The organism is Bacillus sp. B19-2, assembly GCF_022832475.1.
Taxonomy (GTDB): Bacteria; Bacillota; Bacilli; order Bacillales; family Bacillaceae; genus Bacillus; species Bacillus paralicheniformis.
Genome location: NZ_JALHKQ010000001.1, coordinates 1199403 through 1217255, shown reverse-complemented (window position 1 = coordinate 1217255; position 17853 = coordinate 1199403). Strand labels below are relative to the sequence as shown.

Annotated in this window: 21 protein-coding genes; 16 read left to right on the top strand and 5 right to left on the bottom strand. The window is 43.9% G+C overall.

Annotated features, from left to right (window positions below):
• The first annotated feature begins 188 nt into the window (after positions 1-188).
• Both MST20_RS06150 and MST20_RS06145 read left to right on the top strand, forming a co-directional pair.
• Positions 189-998, top strand: a complete 810-nt coding sequence (locus tag MST20_RS06150) for a 3D domain-containing protein (protein WP_023855696.1) — start codon at positions 189-191, stop codon at positions 996-998.
• 160 nt (positions 999-1158) lie between these two features.
• Entirely contained in the window at positions 1159-2748 is a 1590-nt protein-coding gene (locus MST20_RS06145; protein ID WP_243940823.1) for a solute:sodium symporter family transporter, read from the top strand.
• Between the two features lie 33 nt (positions 2749-2781).
• Here the strand turns inward: MST20_RS06145 and MST20_RS06140 are convergent, their stop codons facing one another.
• On the bottom strand, positions 2782-3747 hold the full coding sequence (locus tag MST20_RS06140; protein ID WP_243940821.1) for a S66 family peptidase: 966 nt from the start codon (positions 3745-3747) through the stop codon (positions 2782-2784).
• A gap of 44 nt (positions 3748-3791) precedes the next feature.
• On the bottom strand, positions 3792-4301 hold the full coding sequence (locus MST20_RS06135) for a GNAT family N-acetyltransferase (RefSeq protein ID WP_243940819.1): 510 nt from the start codon (positions 4299-4301) through the stop codon (positions 3792-3794).
• Positions 4302-4532: 231 nt separating this feature from the next.
• On the opposite strand from MST20_RS06135, the gene MST20_RS06130 reads away from it, so the two are divergent.
• The 6 genes from MST20_RS06130 (at position 4533) to MST20_RS06105 (ending at position 9885) form a co-directional block, all read left to right on the top strand.
• On the top strand, positions 4533-5513 hold the full coding sequence (locus MST20_RS06130) for a hypothetical protein (RefSeq protein WP_243940817.1): 981 nt from the start codon (positions 4533-4535) through the stop codon (positions 5511-5513).
• Positions 5514-5665: 152 nt separating this feature from the next.
• Entirely contained in the window at positions 5666-6199 is a 534-nt protein-coding gene (locus MST20_RS06125; RefSeq protein ID WP_221660131.1) for a DUF420 domain-containing protein, read from the top strand.
• A 161-nt stretch (positions 6200-6360) separates the two neighbouring features.
• Positions 6361-7569 (top strand): glycosyltransferase family 4 protein, encoded by a 1209-nt coding sequence (locus MST20_RS06120; protein WP_243940815.1) that lies wholly within the window; start codon positions 6361-6363, stop codon positions 7567-7569.
• A 14-nt stretch (positions 7570-7583) separates the two neighbouring features.
• Complete coding sequence (locus MST20_RS06115) at positions 7584-7997, top strand: hypothetical protein (RefSeq protein ID WP_243940813.1); 414 nt, start codon at positions 7584-7586, stop codon at positions 7995-7997.
• Positions 7998-8208: 211 nt separating this feature from the next.
• On the top strand, positions 8209-8847 hold the full coding sequence (locus tag MST20_RS06110; protein WP_243940811.1) for a papain-like cysteine peptidase: 639 nt from the start codon (positions 8209-8211) through the stop codon (positions 8845-8847).
• A 51-nt stretch (positions 8848-8898) separates the two neighbouring features.
• Complete coding sequence (locus tag MST20_RS06105; RefSeq protein ID WP_243940809.1) at positions 8899-9885, top strand: polysaccharide biosynthesis protein; 987 nt, start codon at positions 8899-8901, stop codon at positions 9883-9885.
• Positions 9886-10018: 133 nt separating this feature from the next.
• On the opposite strand, the gene MST20_RS06100 is transcribed toward MST20_RS06105, so the two are convergent.
• Both MST20_RS06100 and MST20_RS06095 read right to left on the bottom strand, forming a co-directional pair.
• Positions 10019-10669 carry a lysozyme family protein gene (locus MST20_RS06100; protein WP_347880855.1) on the bottom strand — a complete coding sequence of 217 codons (651 nt, stop codon included), beginning with the start codon at positions 10667-10669 and terminating at the stop codon, positions 10019-10021.
• A 90-nt stretch (positions 10670-10759) separates the two neighbouring features.
• Positions 10760-12097 carry an APC family permease gene (locus MST20_RS06095; RefSeq protein ID WP_165427209.1) on the bottom strand — a complete coding sequence of 446 codons (1338 nt, stop codon included), beginning with the start codon at positions 12095-12097 and terminating at the stop codon, positions 10760-10762.
• 152 nt (positions 12098-12249) lie between these two features.
• Here MST20_RS06095 and MST20_RS06090 point away from each other — a divergent pair, with 152 nt between their 5' ends.
• The 3 genes from MST20_RS06090 (at position 12250) to czrA (ending at position 13896) form a co-directional block, all read left to right on the top strand.
• A complete protein-coding gene (locus tag MST20_RS06090; RefSeq protein ID WP_243940806.1) occupies positions 12250-12501 on the top strand; it encodes a YnfE family protein in 252 nt (83 codons plus the stop codon).
• 152 nt (positions 12502-12653) lie between these two features.
• Positions 12654-13478 carry a hypothetical protein gene (locus tag MST20_RS06085; RefSeq protein WP_243940804.1) on the top strand — a complete coding sequence of 275 codons (825 nt, stop codon included), beginning with the start codon at positions 12654-12656 and terminating at the stop codon, positions 13476-13478.
• Between the two features lie 85 nt (positions 13479-13563).
• The gene (gene czrA / locus MST20_RS06080) at positions 13564-13896 is read left to right on the top strand and encodes a Zn(II)-responsive metalloregulatory transcriptional repressor CzrA (RefSeq protein WP_243940803.1); all 333 of its coding nucleotides are present in this window, start codon (positions 13564-13566) and stop codon (positions 13894-13896) included.
• A gap of 40 nt (positions 13897-13936) precedes the next feature.
• Here czrA and MST20_RS06075 read toward each other — a convergent pair whose 3' ends face one another.
• Entirely contained in the window at positions 13937-14488 is a 552-nt protein-coding gene (locus MST20_RS06075; protein ID WP_243940801.1) for a CcdC protein domain-containing protein, read from the bottom strand.
• A 136-nt stretch (positions 14489-14624) separates the two neighbouring features.
• On the opposite strand from MST20_RS06075, the gene MST20_RS06070 reads away from it, so the two are divergent.
• The 5 genes from MST20_RS06070 (at position 14625) to MST20_RS06050 (ending at position 17743) form a co-directional block, all read left to right on the top strand.
• On the top strand, positions 14625-15560 hold the full coding sequence (locus MST20_RS06070; RefSeq protein ID WP_243940799.1) for a helix-turn-helix transcriptional regulator: 936 nt from the start codon (positions 14625-14627) through the stop codon (positions 15558-15560).
• Positions 15561-15613: 53 nt separating this feature from the next.
• Positions 15614-15898: a zinc ribbon domain-containing protein gene (locus MST20_RS06065; RefSeq protein ID WP_243940797.1), complete on the top strand. Its 285-nt coding sequence runs from the start codon at positions 15614-15616 to the stop codon at positions 15896-15898.
• The gene (locus MST20_RS06060) at positions 15895-16368 is read left to right on the top strand and encodes a GyrI-like domain-containing protein (protein ID WP_243940795.1); all 474 of its coding nucleotides are present in this window, start codon (positions 15895-15897) and stop codon (positions 16366-16368) included. Before MST20_RS06065 ends, MST20_RS06060 begins: the two co-directional genes overlap by 4 nt.
• A gap of 81 nt (positions 16369-16449) precedes the next feature.
• Entirely contained in the window at positions 16450-17163 is a 714-nt protein-coding gene (locus tag MST20_RS06055) for an MBL fold metallo-hydrolase (RefSeq protein ID WP_243940793.1), read from the top strand.
• A 7-nt stretch (positions 17164-17170) separates the two neighbouring features.
• Positions 17171-17743, top strand: a complete 573-nt coding sequence (locus MST20_RS06050; RefSeq protein ID WP_243940791.1) for a TetR/AcrR family transcriptional regulator — start codon at positions 17171-17173, stop codon at positions 17741-17743.
• The last annotated feature ends 110 nt before the right edge of the window (positions 17744-17853 follow it).

Below are 17853 nucleotides of genomic sequence, written 5' to 3'. Positions count from 1 at the left end.
TGCAGATGAAAAAAGATTGGAACCCTTGATACACCTGAATTTATGCCGATTTTTGGACGGCTGAAAATCCTCCTCGTAAAATAACTGTAATCAAAAACAAATTGTTTTGTTATTGATTTGACATTTTCATATGTTACGATTGCTCCTGTTAGCCGGACAATAAAAAGCTAACAAGGGAGGATTTACTTATGAAGAAGACGTTTATGTCCTTTGTTGCAGTTGCAGCATTATCTTCAACTGCATTCGGAGCGAGTGCCTCTGCAAAAGAAGTAACAGTCCAAAAAGGTGACACCCTTTGGGGAATCTCGCAAAAACAAGGGGTAAATCTGCAGGACTTAAAAGAATGGAATCAGCTTTCCTCAGACCTGATTATTCCAGGACAAAAGCTGAACGTTTCTGAAAAACAGACAGAAGAAAAGAAACAATATACCATTAAAAAGGGAGACACTCTCTGGAAAATCGCCCAACAATTCGGCGTTTCCGTGAACGACCTTAAAAATTGGAACAACATAAAATCAGATATCATTTACCCGAATACATCCATAACTGTTGACGGACAGGCGACGGTTCAAGCTGCTGCGGCGCAGCCTGCGGAAACAAAGCCTGCCGTACAAAAAGAAGCGAAAGTTGAGAAAGCTGCGCCTGCACCTAAGCAGGAAAAAGAAACGGCTTCCCGTTCAAACGAATCTCAAAGCTCTCAAAGCGCTGCAAAAGAACTGACGGTTACCGCGACGGCATATACTGCTAATGACGGCGGAATGACAGGCGTGACAGCTACGGGTTTTGATCTGAACGCCAATAAAAACGCCAAGATTATTGCAGTGGATCCAAACGTGATCCCGCTTGGATCCAAGGTGTATGTTGAAGGCTACGGAGAAGCGACTGCTGCCGACACCGGCGGTGCGATCAAAGGGAACAAAATCGACGTATTTGTTCCAAGCAAATCCGCGGCAAAAAACTGGGGCGTTAAAACGGTTAAAGTAAAAGTTTTAAAATAATAAGTTTTACCATTGATGGACACTGACCATGGAGATGATCAGTGTCTTTTTTCTGTTTTCTGCATCTTTTTTTCGATTTAGATGTTTTTTTAGATTGGCAAATGGGTAGTTCAATAGATATGTACATATCAGCTGATTTAGAAAAGGAGATGTAGAAGTATTGCTGTGGATTATCATGACATTTTTATTGATTAATGCAGGGATTTTTATTTTTTCTTATCTGAGGACAAAAGATATTAATTTGAAAACGTCAGACGGTTATTTTCTCGGCGGGCGCAGTCTCACTGCTCTCTATATTGGAAGTTCGCTGCTTTTAACCAATTTGTCGACGGAACAAATGGTTGGGTTAAACGGACAAAGTTATTCGGGAACGATGAGTGCCATGGCTTGGGAGGTTACAGCACCGCTTGCGCTCATTATGCTTGCATTTGTCTTTTTACCGAGGTATCTCAGTTCCGGAGTCACGACGATACCCGATTTTCTTGAAAAGCGTTATGATCAGAGAACTCGGCAAATCGTCTCGATTCTCCTGCTTCTGGGATATGCGACCTCATTTTTACCAACCGTTTTGTACTCCGGGGCGCTCGTACTCGATCAAGTGTTTAATATTTCCTCCGCGCTTGAAATCAGTACGTTTGCGACTGTTTTTTTCATCTCGCTTGTGATCGGGGCCGCAAGCTGCTGCTACATATTTTTCGGGGGGCTCAAAGCTGCGGCATCGGCTGATGCCATTTATGGCGCCGGTTTAATTCTTGGCGGTCTGTTCATTTTTGTGCTCGGAATCATGGCAATCGGCGACGGCAGTCTCTTAAACGGCTATACAGAGCTGACGAGTGTACATAAGGAAAAGCTGAATGCCATTACAGCGGACAACGCTGCAGAAGTCCCGTGGCCGACGATTTTTACGGGACTGCTGGTGAACAACTTATTTTATTGGGCTGTTAATCAGTCGATCGTTCAGCGGGCGCTCGGGGCGAAAAACTTGGCTGAAGGGCAGAAAGGCGCATTGCTGGCCGGTGTATTTAAGACGATCGGTGTGTTTTATCTCGTTCTTCCCGGGGTTATTGCTTATCATCTTTACGGAGGTCATATTCAAAATGCTGACACCGTTTATCCTAAGCTGATCGTTGATTTGCTGCCGACTGCACTTATCGGCGTCTTTGCCGCAATTTTATTCGGAGCGATTCTCAGCTCGTTTAACGGTTCGCTGAACAGCACGATCACGTTGTTTACATTGGATTTGTACAAACCGCTCTTCAAGCCTGAGGCAAAAGAAGAAGAGCTTGTGAAAACGGGAAGGATCTTTGTGGTGATCCTTGCCGCGGTATCGATTATCATCGCGCCTTTTATTCTGTTTGCGCCGTCCGGTCTTTACAATTATTTGCAGGAAATGTTCGGTTTCTTCAATGTCCCTGTATTGGCTGCCGTCGTCGTTGGATTCTTTACGAAAAAAGTGCCGGCGCTTGCCGTGAAATGGGCGATATTCGCACATATCGTGTTGTATACCATCTCTAAAATCTATTTCGGCCATATTCATTTTCTCTATATATTGGCTGTTCTGTTTCCGTTTTCCGTCCTCTTGATGCTTTTCATCGGAAAATTGAAGCCAAGGCAGTCGGAATTCAAGCTCGAGAAAAATACCAAGGTTGATTTGCGGCCATGGAAGCATGCCAAACTTGCCTCTGTTCTTGTGATTTGTCTGATGGTCTGCATGTATCTGTTATTTTCGCCTTGGGGTCTTGCCAAATAAAACAAGGCAGGGGATGTGCGTTCATCCTCTGCCTTAATGTTTTGTGATACAAAGTGATACCTGTTCTTTCTGTGCGTCGATCCGGCACCGTCCGCCAATCGGAAATGTAAAGAAAGGGGTTGTATGGCCGAAATCTATATTCGCGATCACGGGTATTCGGGAAAGCTCTTTTTTTGTTTGCACAATTTGTCTGAGGCGCTCAAGCGATACGGCTGATGCTGTCTGAAAACGGCCAATGAGAACAGCTTTGACACCGGGAAAATCGGGCAGATGAAGCAATGACTGCAGATCGCGGTCAAAAAACGCTGCCGGCGATTCCCAATCATCCTCAAGAAACAATACGGCGTTCTTGATGTCAGGGAAATATTCCGTACCTTGCAATAGGTTCAATGTGCACAAATTCCCTCCTATGATCTTGCCTTCAGCTGAGCCTTCATTGATCACAACAGGGCCGCTGTTTTGTTTGGGACATTCTTCAGTTTCGATTTCTTCACACCACATCGATGATGGTTCAACATCGTAGACGCCGCTTGCGCAACAGCACTTCAAAAAGTAATCTGTCATATAGTTTAGTCCATACCCCATTGAAAAGCTTGAAAAATGAGGTCCCGAATAGGTGACAAGCCCGGTTTTTGCATAGATCGCCGCTGAAAGGGCGGTAATATCTGAAAAGCCGCAGAACACTTTTGGATTGGCCTTTATGAGTTCATAATTCAAATGTGATAACAACTGATTGCTGTTATATCCGCCGAGCACAGTGAGTATTCCTTTGACGCGTTGATCGGAAAAGGCATCATGGAGATCGCTTACTCTCGATTTGATGCTGGAGGAAGAACATTCATCAATTTCATTAGCATGTGCGGAAAAAGAGATTCGAAATCCGAGATTGTTTAAAACCGTTCTCGCTTTTTCGATCTTGTCGGTGTTGAGAAGGGACAGGCTTCTCGATGGGGCAATCACCCTGATTTCGTCACCTGGCTGTAGTTTATCTGGAAACATGAACAGGCACACCTTTCATTGTTTCTATCTATTTCACCATACTTTTAAAGATCCTGCCACTCTATTTCGCCGGATTTTGAACCGGGATCGATCGTTACTTCAAAATGATGCTTTTCATAAAAATGAATCAGCCGGTCCACATGGTCCCAATCCCTTTCAGCAATGTCCCCCATGATGACCGGTATGTTGTGCTCGCGGGCTTTTTCTTTTAAATACTTCATGCAGATGGACCCATAACCGTAGCCTGCCGGCCCTTTAATATCCGCGATATGGATCGCACGTTTTTCTTCTTTGTAGGAAGCGACAAGAGAAAAATCACATCTCCCGCGGTACGGCGACTGGCAATCGCTTAACATGATCTTGCATGTCCGGCCATCATCAATCGAATGGACAATCATCCATTCATCGTCTTTCGATTGATCAATACCGAGCACTCGCGAATCTTTGGAGATATCCTTCATATTTTCACGCATCCGAAACAGTTGAAATTGCAATTCATTCAATTCCTTCTGCAAGCCGGAGCTGTCTTTTTGCAGTTCTTCATCCGTTATCATAAAACTTGCTCCTTTCCATTAAAACATACAGTTTTCGATTATAGTAAAAAGAACAGCAATTTGCAAATGGGTTGCTAGAATTAAATTTTAATGTAATTTTAAACAAAAATTTCACATTCTACGATTTTTTTTGTGATAGAATTCTTATGACTTCTGGTATATTTACCTAGGATACGAGACAATGGATCCTCCTAAATCCCAGAAAGATCATGACAAAAGGAGCGTACGGTTTTGAAAAAAAGAATTTTTTCTCTATTGATGCTGATGTCAGCTTTTGTTCTTGTATTAGCTGCATGTCAGCAGGCTGATCCAAAAGGATCTTACGCAGCGGCTTATAAAAAGCTGATTTCTGCGAAATCATACGAATTTTCAAGTGATATCGGCTTGAAAGTTGACGCATCCAACCTTGGAGCGGAAGATAAGCAAGTCGCTGATATGCTGAACGATGCAACATTAACGATCAGCGGAAAAACGAATGCTGAAACGAAACAGTCTGAGGCTGTGATTAAAGCGAAGCTGAAAGTCCAAAACATGTCGCTTGATTTCGATATTCCGGTTTATATGGACGAAAAGAAACAAGTCGGCTACATTAAAATTGACAGCATTCTTGACAGCTTTGGCTTCTTCCTTGGAACAGCCGGCATGAATTTTGACAGCGTCAAAGGCAAGTACCTTGAATTCCCGCTTGAAGATGACAAAACTTCATCTCAAGACACGGATGAACTTCAAAAACAATTGATGGAATCCATCAAAGAAGCTGCGGACAATCTGCCTGCAGATAAGTTTGAAAAAGCGGATCTGACGGATAAAGAAAAAGAGCAGGGCGCAGCTCAAAAAGTCGCTTTCAGCTTTAGTGACAAAGAAATTAAAGCTGCGGTCGTCAAGTTTATCGAAATCGCCGGAAAAGCGAGCGGAGAAGCTGTTCCGAAGAGCGAGCTGAACAAGATTAAAGACGGACTGAAAGACGTCACATTCAAAAAGTTTGATGTGACATCAACAATCGATGACAAAGAAAATCTTCTGACTGAAAATGCGGATATCTCTTTGTCTGTTGACAGCAAAAAAGCCCCTCAATCTTTAGGCATCACGGCATCAACGACGTACAAAAATATCGATGGTGACGTAAAGTTTGAGCATAAACCGAATAAAGAAGATATCGTAACTGAAGAAGAATTCGAAAAATTAATGGCTAAAGATGCTATGAATTTCTAAGGCATCCGCCTTGGTTCCCTTCCTCGTTCTAGAGGAGGGGAATTTTTGTATATTCTGTGACTAAATTCTGACGAAAAGCCGAAAACGTTGACATTCCTCCTGAATTTGAATACGATTTTGATAGCTTGCACAAATAGGAGAGATTGCCCGATATGACACATACACAAAAAAATAAAAACTATACAGGCATTGTTGTTGCTCTGACGATTATCATAAACGGTGTCATTGCCTTCTTGTTTTTCATGCCGAAAAGCGACAAATTCGCTCATTTGGATTTGACTTTTCTGCCGCTTTTGAACGCAGTCTGCAACAGCTTCACATTCATTTTCTTAGTGGCTGCACTGATCATGATTAAACAGAAAAACATTAAGGCGCACAAACGGTTTATTTTTGCCGCTTTTACGACAACGTTCATCTTTCTCGTTTCATACTTAACTTATCATTCCTTGATGCCTGACACTCATTTTGGCGGGGAAGGGATCATAAGACCGATCTACTATTTTATTTTGATCACACACATTGTCTTGTCCGCTTTAATCGTTCCCTTGGCCTTGTTTACTCTGTTCAGAGGCCTGAGCATGCAGGTGGAACGCCACCGCAAAATCGCCCGCTGGACGATGCCGCTTTGGCTGTATGTCAGCCTGACAGGTGTTCTCGTCTATATGATGATTTCCCCCTATTACTAAAAGAAAAATCCGTTCTCTTATAAAAGGAGAGCGGATTTTTTTCTTTTAGCAGCCTCTTGAAAAATAATCTTTTTGAATTGGATATCCGTCCTACACAAGATATGACAATCACCAATATAAATAATTAGAGCATTGGATAGAAATGAAAAAGGGAGATGCTTATGAAAATTCTTCTTGCCACTTATTGGAGTATTCCGCATGTAGGTGGTGTATGGACATATATGATCCAGCTGAAAGAATCGCTTGAATCTATGGGACATGAGGTCGATTTGCTTGGATATGGAGAGGAGAATCAGATTGTTCATATTGTAAATGAAAATCGCAAGGTCGAAAAAGAACAGCTGATGCCTATGATTGAGCAATCGGTCAATCAACAATCTTTTCCGCAAATATTTGACAATCAATTGATTCACTTTACAGAGATCCAGCGCTATGTTTACGAATTTGCAGCCATTTATTTAGGATTGGAAAAATACGATCTGATCCATGCCCAAGATGTCATCTCAAGCGGCTGCCTGAAACGGGTAAAGCCAAAAAACACACCGCTTGTCGCAACGCTTCACGGGAGTGTAGCCTATGAAATCAGACACCAGTTGACAACGATCCACAGAAGATCTAATTCTGACGTTGCAAGGGCGTACTTCGACCATCTTGAACGGGTCGGCGCGGTTTCGGCTGATGCCACAATCGTTGCCAACAATTGGTTGAAAAATCTGTTGACTAAGGAATTTGATACACCGGAGAAACAAATCAGTGTTCTCCATTATGGCTATGATATTGATAGCTTTCTAAAACGAAAGGATATAAAGTCAGCGGAAATACCGCAAACAGATAAGAAAATTATCCTTTTCACAGGTAGGCTCGTTGAAAACAAAGGTGTTCAGCATCTGCTTACCGCGCTTTCACATTTAAAAGAGGTTCGGGATGATTGGGTATGCTGGATTGCCGGCGACGGAGAGAGAATGGCGGGACTGCGAATTCTATGCGGACAGCTCGGTTTGGAAAATGATGTCGTGTTTATGAAAAAGCGCGATGATGTCCCTTATCTTCTTTCAATTGCTGATGTGTATGTTTTGCCGAGTCTTCTCGAAAATCAGCCGCTGTCTGTTATAGAAGCACAATTAGCCGGACTTCCTGTCATTGTCAGCGACGCCGGTGGTCTTCCTGAAATCGTCGAACACAATGTGACCGGTATGGTTACCCCTAAAGGAGATGCACAGGCCATATGCAACTCCATCCATCAGTTGTTGGAAGATGAGACGCTCAGAAAAACTTTAGGATCCAATGCGCACAAGTTTGCAATGGAATATTGGAATATGGAGGAAGCTGTCAACAAGGTTTTGAAAATTTATCAGCAAACTTTAAAATAAAGGAGACATGTCATATGAAGTCTGAAATTAAAAAGCATTTGTTTGAACTTCTGACGAAAGAGGAAGTGGATATCGATTGGTGGGATAAATATTTGGATTTGCTTTTCGAGTTTCGAAAAGCAAAAGCTGAAGCACTAGCTCAAAAGGCCGCTCCGGCGAATTCTGCAGCAGATTCAGCTGCTGAATCAAATGAACAGCCGGTTGAAACCACAGAGGTCTTACCGAAAGAAAGCTCAACGAATGTAAACAGCAAAAATGAAGTATTAGACGAATTATCTACGAGCTTTGAAGAAATGAACAATAAAATTATAGAAAGCAATAACAAAGTGCTTGAAGCGATCAAAGAGTCGCTTCCGGAAAATTATACACTTCCAAATAATGCTACATTAAATTTCTTTAAAACACTAGATCAAACAAAAACAGAATAGTTTTATTCCCCACAATTAACCTTCGGAGCTCCGAAGGTTTTTATTAAGCCTTTAAATCTAACAAGGCTGATTGAATTTAGGAGGCCTTGTTAGGTGATTGTCTTTTACCAATTTGTTACACCGACATACTATGTTATAAAGCCAGATGCTCTTTCCTATCATTAGCTACTTATAATGATTATTTTTGTCAGTAAGTATAAGGAGTGAGAATATGAATTTAAAAGAGATACAGGGCGAATATGATGCGATTTTTGGCTTAGGGCACTTGTGCCTGACAGCTCTTCAGCTGAGAAAAATGAATATAAGGCCGTATGCAGGCCCTTTTGATTGGGTCGGCACCTCGTCGCTGCCGGACCTGTGCCGACTGATACGGAACCGATTTGAAGGCTTTATGGATCCTATAAATTTGAGAGTGACGGGGTATTCCACAGGAGTTGCCACTAAAGATCCTTTTATTTCCGTTACGGATGATTATTATTGCATTGACTCGGCACACGATTTTAAAACGGATCGAAATACACTCGACAACCTGGCTACCTATCATGAAGTGAAAGAAAAGTTTAACAGGAGATTTAACAGATTTTTAGAAAAGACATCGACTGCACAGCGCGTGTTGTTTGTGAGAACAAGCGGCACAATGCAGGAAGCAAAAGAACTTGAAGAAGTGCTCTCTGATTTGGTTACAAACGATTTCAGCATTCTTCTGATCAATCACACAAATGTATCGGGTATTGTTGAAAATCACTGGCCGTTAAAAAACGTATGCGCTGTCGAACTTCCTGATCAAGAAATTTGGCAATCAAATGACCCGTATTGGAGAGAAATGTTCCAAGGCATAACGATTCGTTAGTTTTCGCCGATGAGAATGATTGATCAAGGCACAAAGGGAGAGAAAAAGCGGATGTTTGAAAATAAAACGATATTCATTACTGGAGGAACAGGCTCATGGGGCCGGGAACTCATTCTTCAGCTGCTATCCTTAAGCCCTAAAAAGCTCATTGTATTTTCCAGAAATGAAGAAAGACAAGTTCAAATGAGAAGGCAGATTGAAGATCCAAGGCTGACGTTTTTCATCGGGGATATCAGAGATCGGAAAGCGCTGAATACAGGATTAAAAGGTGTCGACTATGTCTTCCATTTAGCTGCGCTGAAGCATGTGCCGGTTTGTGAAGAACAGCCCCTTGAAGCATTAAAAACGAATGTCACAGGGACGGAAAACGTCATTGAAGCAGCGATCGAAAACGGCGTTAAAAAAGTCATCAACGTCTCGACTGACAAAGCGGCTGATCCTGCCAACTTTTACGGAATGACGAAAGCGATCGGCGAGAAGCTGATCGTATACGCGAACCATCTCTATTCAGACACGGATTTTATTTGTGTAAGGGGAGGAAATGTGCTCGGAAGCAGCGGAAGCGTTCTTCAGCTATTTAAAGACCAGATCAGGGAAAAGAACCAGGTCTCCATCACAGACAAAAGAATGACCCGTTTCTTCCTCACGAAGGAAAAAACGATACGGCTTTTATTAAAAGCGGCTGAAAGCGGCCAAGGCGGGGAAATTTTCATTATGAATTCGCCGGCCTGCAGAATTTTAGACATGGCTGAAGTGCTGATCGAAGCTTACGGAAACGAAAAAACGTCCATCGCAGAAACGGGGGCAAGGCCGGGGGAAAAGCTTCATGAGCTGCTGATTTCACCTCATGAACGGCAGCATGCTGTTTCATTTACAAATGAACTCTCGGTGGTGCTGCCTGCAATCAAAATGCCTGAACTTCATAAAAAGTATGCGGATTGTCAGCCTTTAGAAACAGATCACTTGAGCTCAAAAGACTTTTTAATCTCAAAAAAGGAAGTAAAAGAAATGCTGAAAGAAGGCGGTTTTTTGCAGTAGAAGGATGGAACGAAGCGTTCACGGAGAATGCGCGAACTGATGACAAGCATGGCATGCGGCTGCAGGCGATGCTTCTGTTCGCTCCTCGAAAACAGGACAAGCCGGACGAAAACTCACCCGGCTTGCCGTTTTGTCAATGTTCAAGTGTTAACCCTTCGATATGTTCTTCGACTTTTTTTGTGCGTTCCATTACTTTATCCGTGTAAGAGTAATCCCCGTAGCAATAAGGGTAGCGGAAATTGTTTGTATCTCCGCCGCAATTATACAGATCGGGGTTCTTTTTGACTTGTTCCTCGGAAAATGCCTTTGCCAGCTTCTCTGAGTGCTTTCCGCCGTGTTTTGAGACATAGTCGATATAACCCGATCCCATATTATAGCTCTGGATGATCGTTTCAATATCGACGCCTTTTTTCTGTCCCTTTTGATACATTGCTGTAAAGTGGCGCACACCCTGCTTAATGCTTGCTTTTGGATCGTCAATCTCATTTCGCTTCATACCGAGAGATTCCGATGACTGCATCGGATCACCGCCTCTGCCTTTCGACTCCTGATACATCATGCCCAATAAAAGAGCGGTGTATTGTGAAAGATCCTGTTCATCAAGTTCTTCTTCAACAAGAGGTTTGTAATCTTTTAATCTCTCAAGAATGTTAGATTCAGTGTCAAGAGGAAGCCATTTTAATTGTTCCAGACCGGAGATGGCAAAGAAAATGATCAAGGGAACAAACACAAAAAAAGACAAACAGCCAGCTCCGGCTAAACATCCTGATTTCTTTTTCTTCAATGGTTTCACCTCTGTAGCGCCCTGATGCAAAACAGTATACAGCCTCATTTATTATGACATATATCTTCAAGAAGACCAAGCGATATCCTTCTATCTTGGATCGCGGTCAAAGCCGAATGTGACGTTCGGAAGCGAACGGATTCTGAACAAAAAGTATATAAACCCGGCAATCAGCCAGCCGGCTCCAATCATGAGCGCATTTTTGCTGATGCTAAGCAGCAGCCAGCCGCAGAAAGAGGCCCCAAAAAAGGGCAGAACCAAATAGCGAAGCGTTTTTAAAAAGCCCCTCTCCTGTTCTCGAATGTAGTAATGGCCGATGACAGACAGGTGGACAAAAATAAATCCGATCAGCGCGCCGAAACTGATGAATGAATAGATGACCTCGAGTTCCCCGATCATGGCCGTCAATGAAATCAGTCCGATGAACATAATATTAAAGACCGGCGTCTTTAAAGTCGGATGCACATAGCCGAAAAAGCGTTTCGGAAGAGAGCTGTCCCGCCCCATCGCATACAAAAGCCGCGAAGCGCTCGCATGCGAAGAAAGCGAGGAAGAGATGACAGCGACCATCGTTCCCGCCAAAAAGAAGGACTTTAAAAAAGCGCCACCTGTATATAGGGCGATTTCCAGCGATGCCGAATCGGCGTGCCGGAAGCTATCATAGGACGGATAGATTTGCTGCATCAAGTAAGAAATCGCCGTAAACAGCGTTCCGCCGATCGCTACTGTTAAAAAGATGGCCAACGGAATGTTCTTCTTCGGGTTGACCGTTTCTTCAGACATGGTGGAAATCGCATCAAAGCCAAGAAACGAAAAACACAAAATCGTCGCTCCTGATACAATCAGGGACGGCTCGATATCAGAACGGAAAAACGGATCGGCTGACATCAGCTCGCCCGTCCCGAGGCCGTCTGCCAGCCCGGCGATCATAAAACCGGCAAAAGTCAGGGCGACGATCACTTGAAAAGCGACGAACAGTCCTGTAATATTTGCCGTTAGTCTGATGCCTAAAATATTGACAACGGTAATGGATAAAGCGAGCAGAACGACCCAAAAACCATGCGGCACTTCAGGAAAAGCCGCCGTCAAATAAGCGCTACCGATCGCAAAATTGACCATCGGCAAAAATAAATAGTCCAGCATGATCGTCCAGCCGGCTAAAAATCCTGCATGCGGATGAATACTTTCATATGCATATGTATAAACCGATCCCGCTTGTGGATAGGCCTTGACCATGCTGCCGTAGCTCAAAGCGGTCAAAAGGAGTGCGGCAACAGTAAATATGTATGCCGCCGGAACGTGCCCCTTTGTCAGTTGTGCGACCACTCCGTATGAATCAAATACGACGAGCGGGTCCATATAAGCAAGGCCGATCACAACGAGCGGGCCGAGTGTAAGACTTCGTTTAAGCGCAGTTTCGTTTTTCAATGACTTCTAAATCCCCTTATGTAAAAAATACAGAAATTAAGACATATTTTATCTGTTTTTTTGCACTTGAGCAACCGTATAAAACCTCTTTTTCCCGTATAAAAATAATAAATGTTGCAAACCCTTTGAAAAAAGGCAAGGAGTATGAAGACATGGATATATTGAGAGGCTATGTTGAAGCTGTCAAAAGAAATATCGAGACGATGAATGCATCTGATTATGATGGAAAAGAAGAGGATTTAAGAAGACAGCAGGTAGAGCTCGAACGCTATGAACAACGGTTAAAAGAGAAAAGCGCTTCGGCCGACCGATTTGATCAGATAGTCGATGCCGCTGTAGATTGTGCGGCCGGCGATATTTCATTTTCACAGCTTGAACATATGTATCAGCAAGAAGGCAGCTAGCGTCCGGGTCAGCGGACGCTTTTTTCACGTTTCAGGATGATGCGGACAGATCAGCCTGGATATCATGAATAATAGACTGCATATAGTAGCGAAAAAATCATGTATATGTGAAGAAGGTGGTAAAATATAGTTTGAAAGGGGAGGGAGCAATTTTGACTAACTATATTTGCACGACGTGCGGTGTTCAATATGACGCTGCTCCGAAAGAGCCGGCGGAATGCATTATTTGCAATGAAGAAAGGCAGTATGTCAATCATTCAGGGCAAGCTTGGACAACGCTGGAAGAAATGAAGCAAAGCGGAAGGTTTCAAAACGAGATCACATTGGAAGAAGAGCGCCTATACAGTTTAACGACAACGCCCGAATTCGGCATCGGTCAATCGGCATACCTGATTCAGGAGCCCGGTTTTAACTTGCTGTGGGATTGTATCACATACCTGGATCAGCGGACGTTTGAGTACATCGAGCGGATGGGCGGAGTCCAGGCGATCGCTTTATCACATCCGCATTATTATGCTGCACAAACGGAATGGGCTGAAATGTTTGATGCTCCGATCTATATTCATGAAGATGACAAACAATGGGTGCAACGGCCGAGCAGCCGGATTGTGTTTTGGTCCGGCGATTCCCTCAAGCTGTCAAGCGGATTGATCTTGCACCGGCTTGGCGGCCATTTTAAAGGGGGAGCGGTCTGCCATTGGGCAAACGGAAACGGAGGCAAGGGAATCCTCCTCTCAGGAGACATTATCCAAGTCGTTCAAGATCGCAGATGGGTGAGTTTTATGTACAGCTATCCAAATTTGATTCCTCTTCCCGCCGGCAAAGTGCAGCAAATGGCTGATCAAATAAAAAATGTTCCATTCAACCGGCTGTACGGCGCTTTTCGCCGCTCAGTGGAAAATCACGCCGGAGAACGTGTACAGCTGTCAGCAGCAAGGTATGCAGAAGCGCTTCAGGGGACGCTGTTTTCGACTTGATCTGTTCCCTGGCTATAAAACTTTTCAACCGGTATGTTTTGGTATATGATATGAAGGTAAAAGTTGCGCGGAAAAGGTGAAAAGCATGAGTGAGCACAATCAGGAAACAACAGAAAAACAGGTGCAGGCCGAGTTAGATGAAGAAACTTTATTTCTCGTTTCACAGACGTTTAAAGCGCTCTCAGACCCTACGAGAATCAAAATTCTTCACCTGCTCTCACAAGGCGAACATTCGGTCAATGAAATAGCGGAGAAGCTGAGTTTGCTGCAGTCAACCGTTTCTCACCAGCTCAGGTTTTTAAAAAACCTTCGTCTCGTCAAATCAAGAAGGGCAGGGACTTCCATTTTTTATTCCCCGGAAGACGAGCATGTCCTCGATGTACTTCAGCAGATGATCGATCATACACAGCATGACTAAAGCTTATGAAAAGGCAAACTCCACATCCCGAGTTTGCCTTTTACGCTGAGCGTTTTTCTTCGATTCTCCCTTTTTTTAAAACAAAAAAAGAGAAACCGACATAATAAACGGCCAGTACAAAAAAACCGATCATCGTCGCAGGGTCCTGCGCAAAAAGGGCGCCGTACGCTGCTGAACCCCCGTTTGAAACCGCAGACTGGAGCTGGCCGATCTCGGCGATCCGGTAAAGAAACCGGTATAAAAATAACAAAAGTACGATCAATTCAATCCATAAATGCGTTTTGAAATAAAGGATGCCGTCCCGATTTTCGATTGACACATGCTTCAGCGCATAGACGGTCAAGATGAGCCCGAGCGCGATCCCAATCAGATCATAAAAGTATGATAAAGGGTGAAGTGCGCTCATCGTCAGCAGAAAAACGAAAATTCCCGAAAAGAGGATGATCCGGAACAACATGCGTGCCGGCTTTAAAGGCTGATAGCCGACTGAGCGTTTGAACTTGATATAGACGATGGACACAATCGCGAAAAACTGTAAAAAATAAAATATGATGTTTTTAAAACCTCCTTTTTTTAAGGAGTATATGTCCAAACTGTATAAATCGTAACAGGAAAAGTGATTTTCTAAATAATTGGGTGATCAGATCCCCTTTTTTGTCATGATATTCCAAATGGTGTGTGCGTTAGAATGAAAATAGGCAGCGTAAGATGAATGTGAGGGATCTGCGATGAAAATTGACCGGCTATTGGCCATCGTGATTTTATTGATTAATAAACGCCAGGTGCAGGCAAAGGAGCTTGCCGGCATGTTCGAGGTCTCTGTCAGAACGATTTACCGGGATATCGAGGCGATCAACCAGGCGGGCATTCCGATTGTCACCTCACAGGGAGCGGGAGGCGGGATCAGCATCATGGAGCGGTTCCGGCTCGAAAAGAAACTGCTTTCTGCAGACGAACTGGCTGCCATTACGACGGCTTTGGAAAGCGTTTCTTCGACGTATGAAGTGCTCCATCACGGTTCTGCCCTTGAAAAAATCCGGTTTCTCGTTTCCGAAGAAGAAATGCCGGAATTCCGCAAGAAAACGGAAAAATGGTTTGTTGACATCTCTTCCTGGGGTGAAAGTCCTGTCATCAAAGAAAAGATCCGCTTGTTAGATGAGGCGGCAGACAGCACGCGGGCGGTCTCCTTTACATATATGAACAGAGAGGGGCAAACCGGAACAAGGAAAGCGGAGCCGCATACCCTCGTCCTAAAGGGAAGGCACTGGTATTTATATGCGTTCTGCCTGAAGAGACAGGCGTTTCGCTTCTTTAAACTGCTGCGTATGAAAGACGTGCGGATGCTTGAAGAAAAGTTTGAAAGAAAGGTAGTCGATCTGTCTTCACTTCCTTGGGAAACATCATGGTACAAACCGGACAATCTGACCGAGTTGACCCTTCTCATTAAGCCGTCGGGAGAGCCTTTGGCGAGAGAATGGTTTGGCTCAGAAGCGCTCACTTATGAAAACGGACAATGCGTGGCAACCGTTTCTTATCCGGAAGATCAATGGCTGTACGGATTTCTGCTCCAATTTGGAACACATATCGAAGTTCTCGCACCTCCCCGCATCCGTCAAAAAATAAAAAACTTGGCTAATCAAATTGTACATTTATACGAAACCTGACACGATGCTGTCAGGTTCCTTTTTGTATGATGAAGAAAAAGGAGGAATGAAACATGGAACATCATGTTTGCCAAAGCTGCGGCATGCCGATGACAAGCGAACTTTTCGGCACAGAAAAAGACGGGGGGAAGAATCGCGACTACTGTGTGTACTGCTATGAAAACGGAGCATATACACATCCGGATGCGACATTGAAAGATATGATCGAAATCTGTGTTCCTTATATAAAAGAAGAGGGGAAAACAGAAGCAGAAGCGAGAGCGCTCTTGGAGCGGACGCTCCCTCATTTAAAACGGTGGGCGGCGGATACGCAAACGAAAGGCGGGCAAAGAAGATGAGCTTTTCTCATTTCGAAAAACAGAAGGCACAGTTATTCAGCGGGATATCGACCGTGACAAGCAACCGTGATGAAGCATCTGAAAAAGGTAAAATTCCTTCCATGTGGAGTTTATACCGTGAAAAATTTCTGCATACTGAACGCCAGGACATACGGAGAGACACGATCGCCCTTTATTCAGATTATGAGACGGACGAACACGGGACATATACATTTTCAATCGGAACGTTCGTTGATCAGCAAGAAAAAGCGGCCAATCACATTTCGCTCCCTGCATCCGAATATGCCGTTTTTGTTTCAAAGCGGGGGAGGATCGCGGAGGTCGTGCTTGAGACTTGGCAGGAGATTTGGACATGGGATGAAAAAAATCTCCGTACTTATACCGGCGATTTTGAAGTTTATGATGAACAAGCAGAGAATCCCGAAAACGCCCAAGTTACCATCTATGTTGCTGTCGATCGAAAAAAATAATGCTTGCAAAACTAATACCATTAGTTTTAAAATGAAAACTAACGGTATTAGTTTTTTATTTTGATCGAAGAGGTGAAAGCAATGAAGATTACCCGATTTGAATCGGTCTACCAGCTGACTTTTTTTCCGCGCATATTTCCTGTCAACTGTTATTTAGCGGATGAAGAAGACGGCCTCACATTAATTGATACAGGGATTCCGATTAGCAAAACAGGGATTTTAAAGGCTGCGGATCATCTCCGCAAGCCGATTAAACGGATTTTGCTGACTCATGCCCACAGCGACCATGTCGGTTCGCTTGACGAGCTGTGCCACAGCCTTCCCGGTGTGAAAGTGTCCATATCTGAACGGGATGCACGTCTGTTAAAAGGTGATACAGAGATGCTGGAAGGGGAGCGCGGAACAATCAAAGGAGGCATTCCGAAAAACATCAAAACAAATCCTGATATCCTTTTAAAGGAAGGAGACAAGATCGGTTCATTGCTGACCGTTTCATCACCCGGGCATACGCCTGGCAGCATTTCGTTTTTTGATGAAAGAAGCGGCCTTCTCATAGCCGGTGACGCGTACCATACGCGAAGCGGCATGACGGTATCGGGGCATTTAAAGCTCTCATTCCCTTTTCCGGCTTTGGCCACGTGGGACAAAGAAATTGCTTTAGAAAGCGCGCAAAAGCTGTTAGATTTAAAACCGAAGGCGCTTGCCGCCGGCCACGGCGATCTTGTCCATAATCCGGCTCAAGCGATGAAAAAAGCGGTAAACGAAGCATATATCAAATTGAACAGGAAAGGATGAAGAAATCGTGTCTCCGCGAATCGGTTTGAATAAAGATGCAGTATTGGAAGCTGCCGCATTTCTGGCTGATGAGGAAGGCATTCATGAAGTGACGCTTGCTTCTCTTTCCAAAAGGCTGAATGTCAAATCTCCGTCTCTGTACAATCATATAAAAGGATTGAACGACTTACGAAAAGAACTCGCACTTTACGGCTTGACGATACTTTATGAAAACATGGCTTCTGCTGTCGAGGGAGCCGAAGAGGATCAGGCTGTCAGCAGAATGGCTCACGCCTATGTCGCTTTTGCCAAAAACAGACCGGGGCTTTATGAAGCCACTTTTATTGCAATGCCTGATGAAGATGAACGGCTCGACGAAGCAGGAGACAGAATCATCGAATTGGTGCTTTCCGTTCTGAAAGACTATCATTTAGACGATGACTTCGCGATCCATGCGGTCAGAGGCTTGAGAAGCATCATGCATGGATTTGCAACACTCAGGCAACACGATGCGTTCGGACTTCCTTATGATGTGGAAGAAAGTTTTGATCTGACAATCCGTGCCTTCCTAAAAGGCATTGCTGTCTATCAGACCGAATAAACAAGGAAATTTTCCCTTAATTGTTTACATTTTTTCGAAAATTTAGTATGATCGTCGTATGGCTCTTCCATTTTTTGAGTCATAGGTATGAGAAGGCTTAACCAGCCACT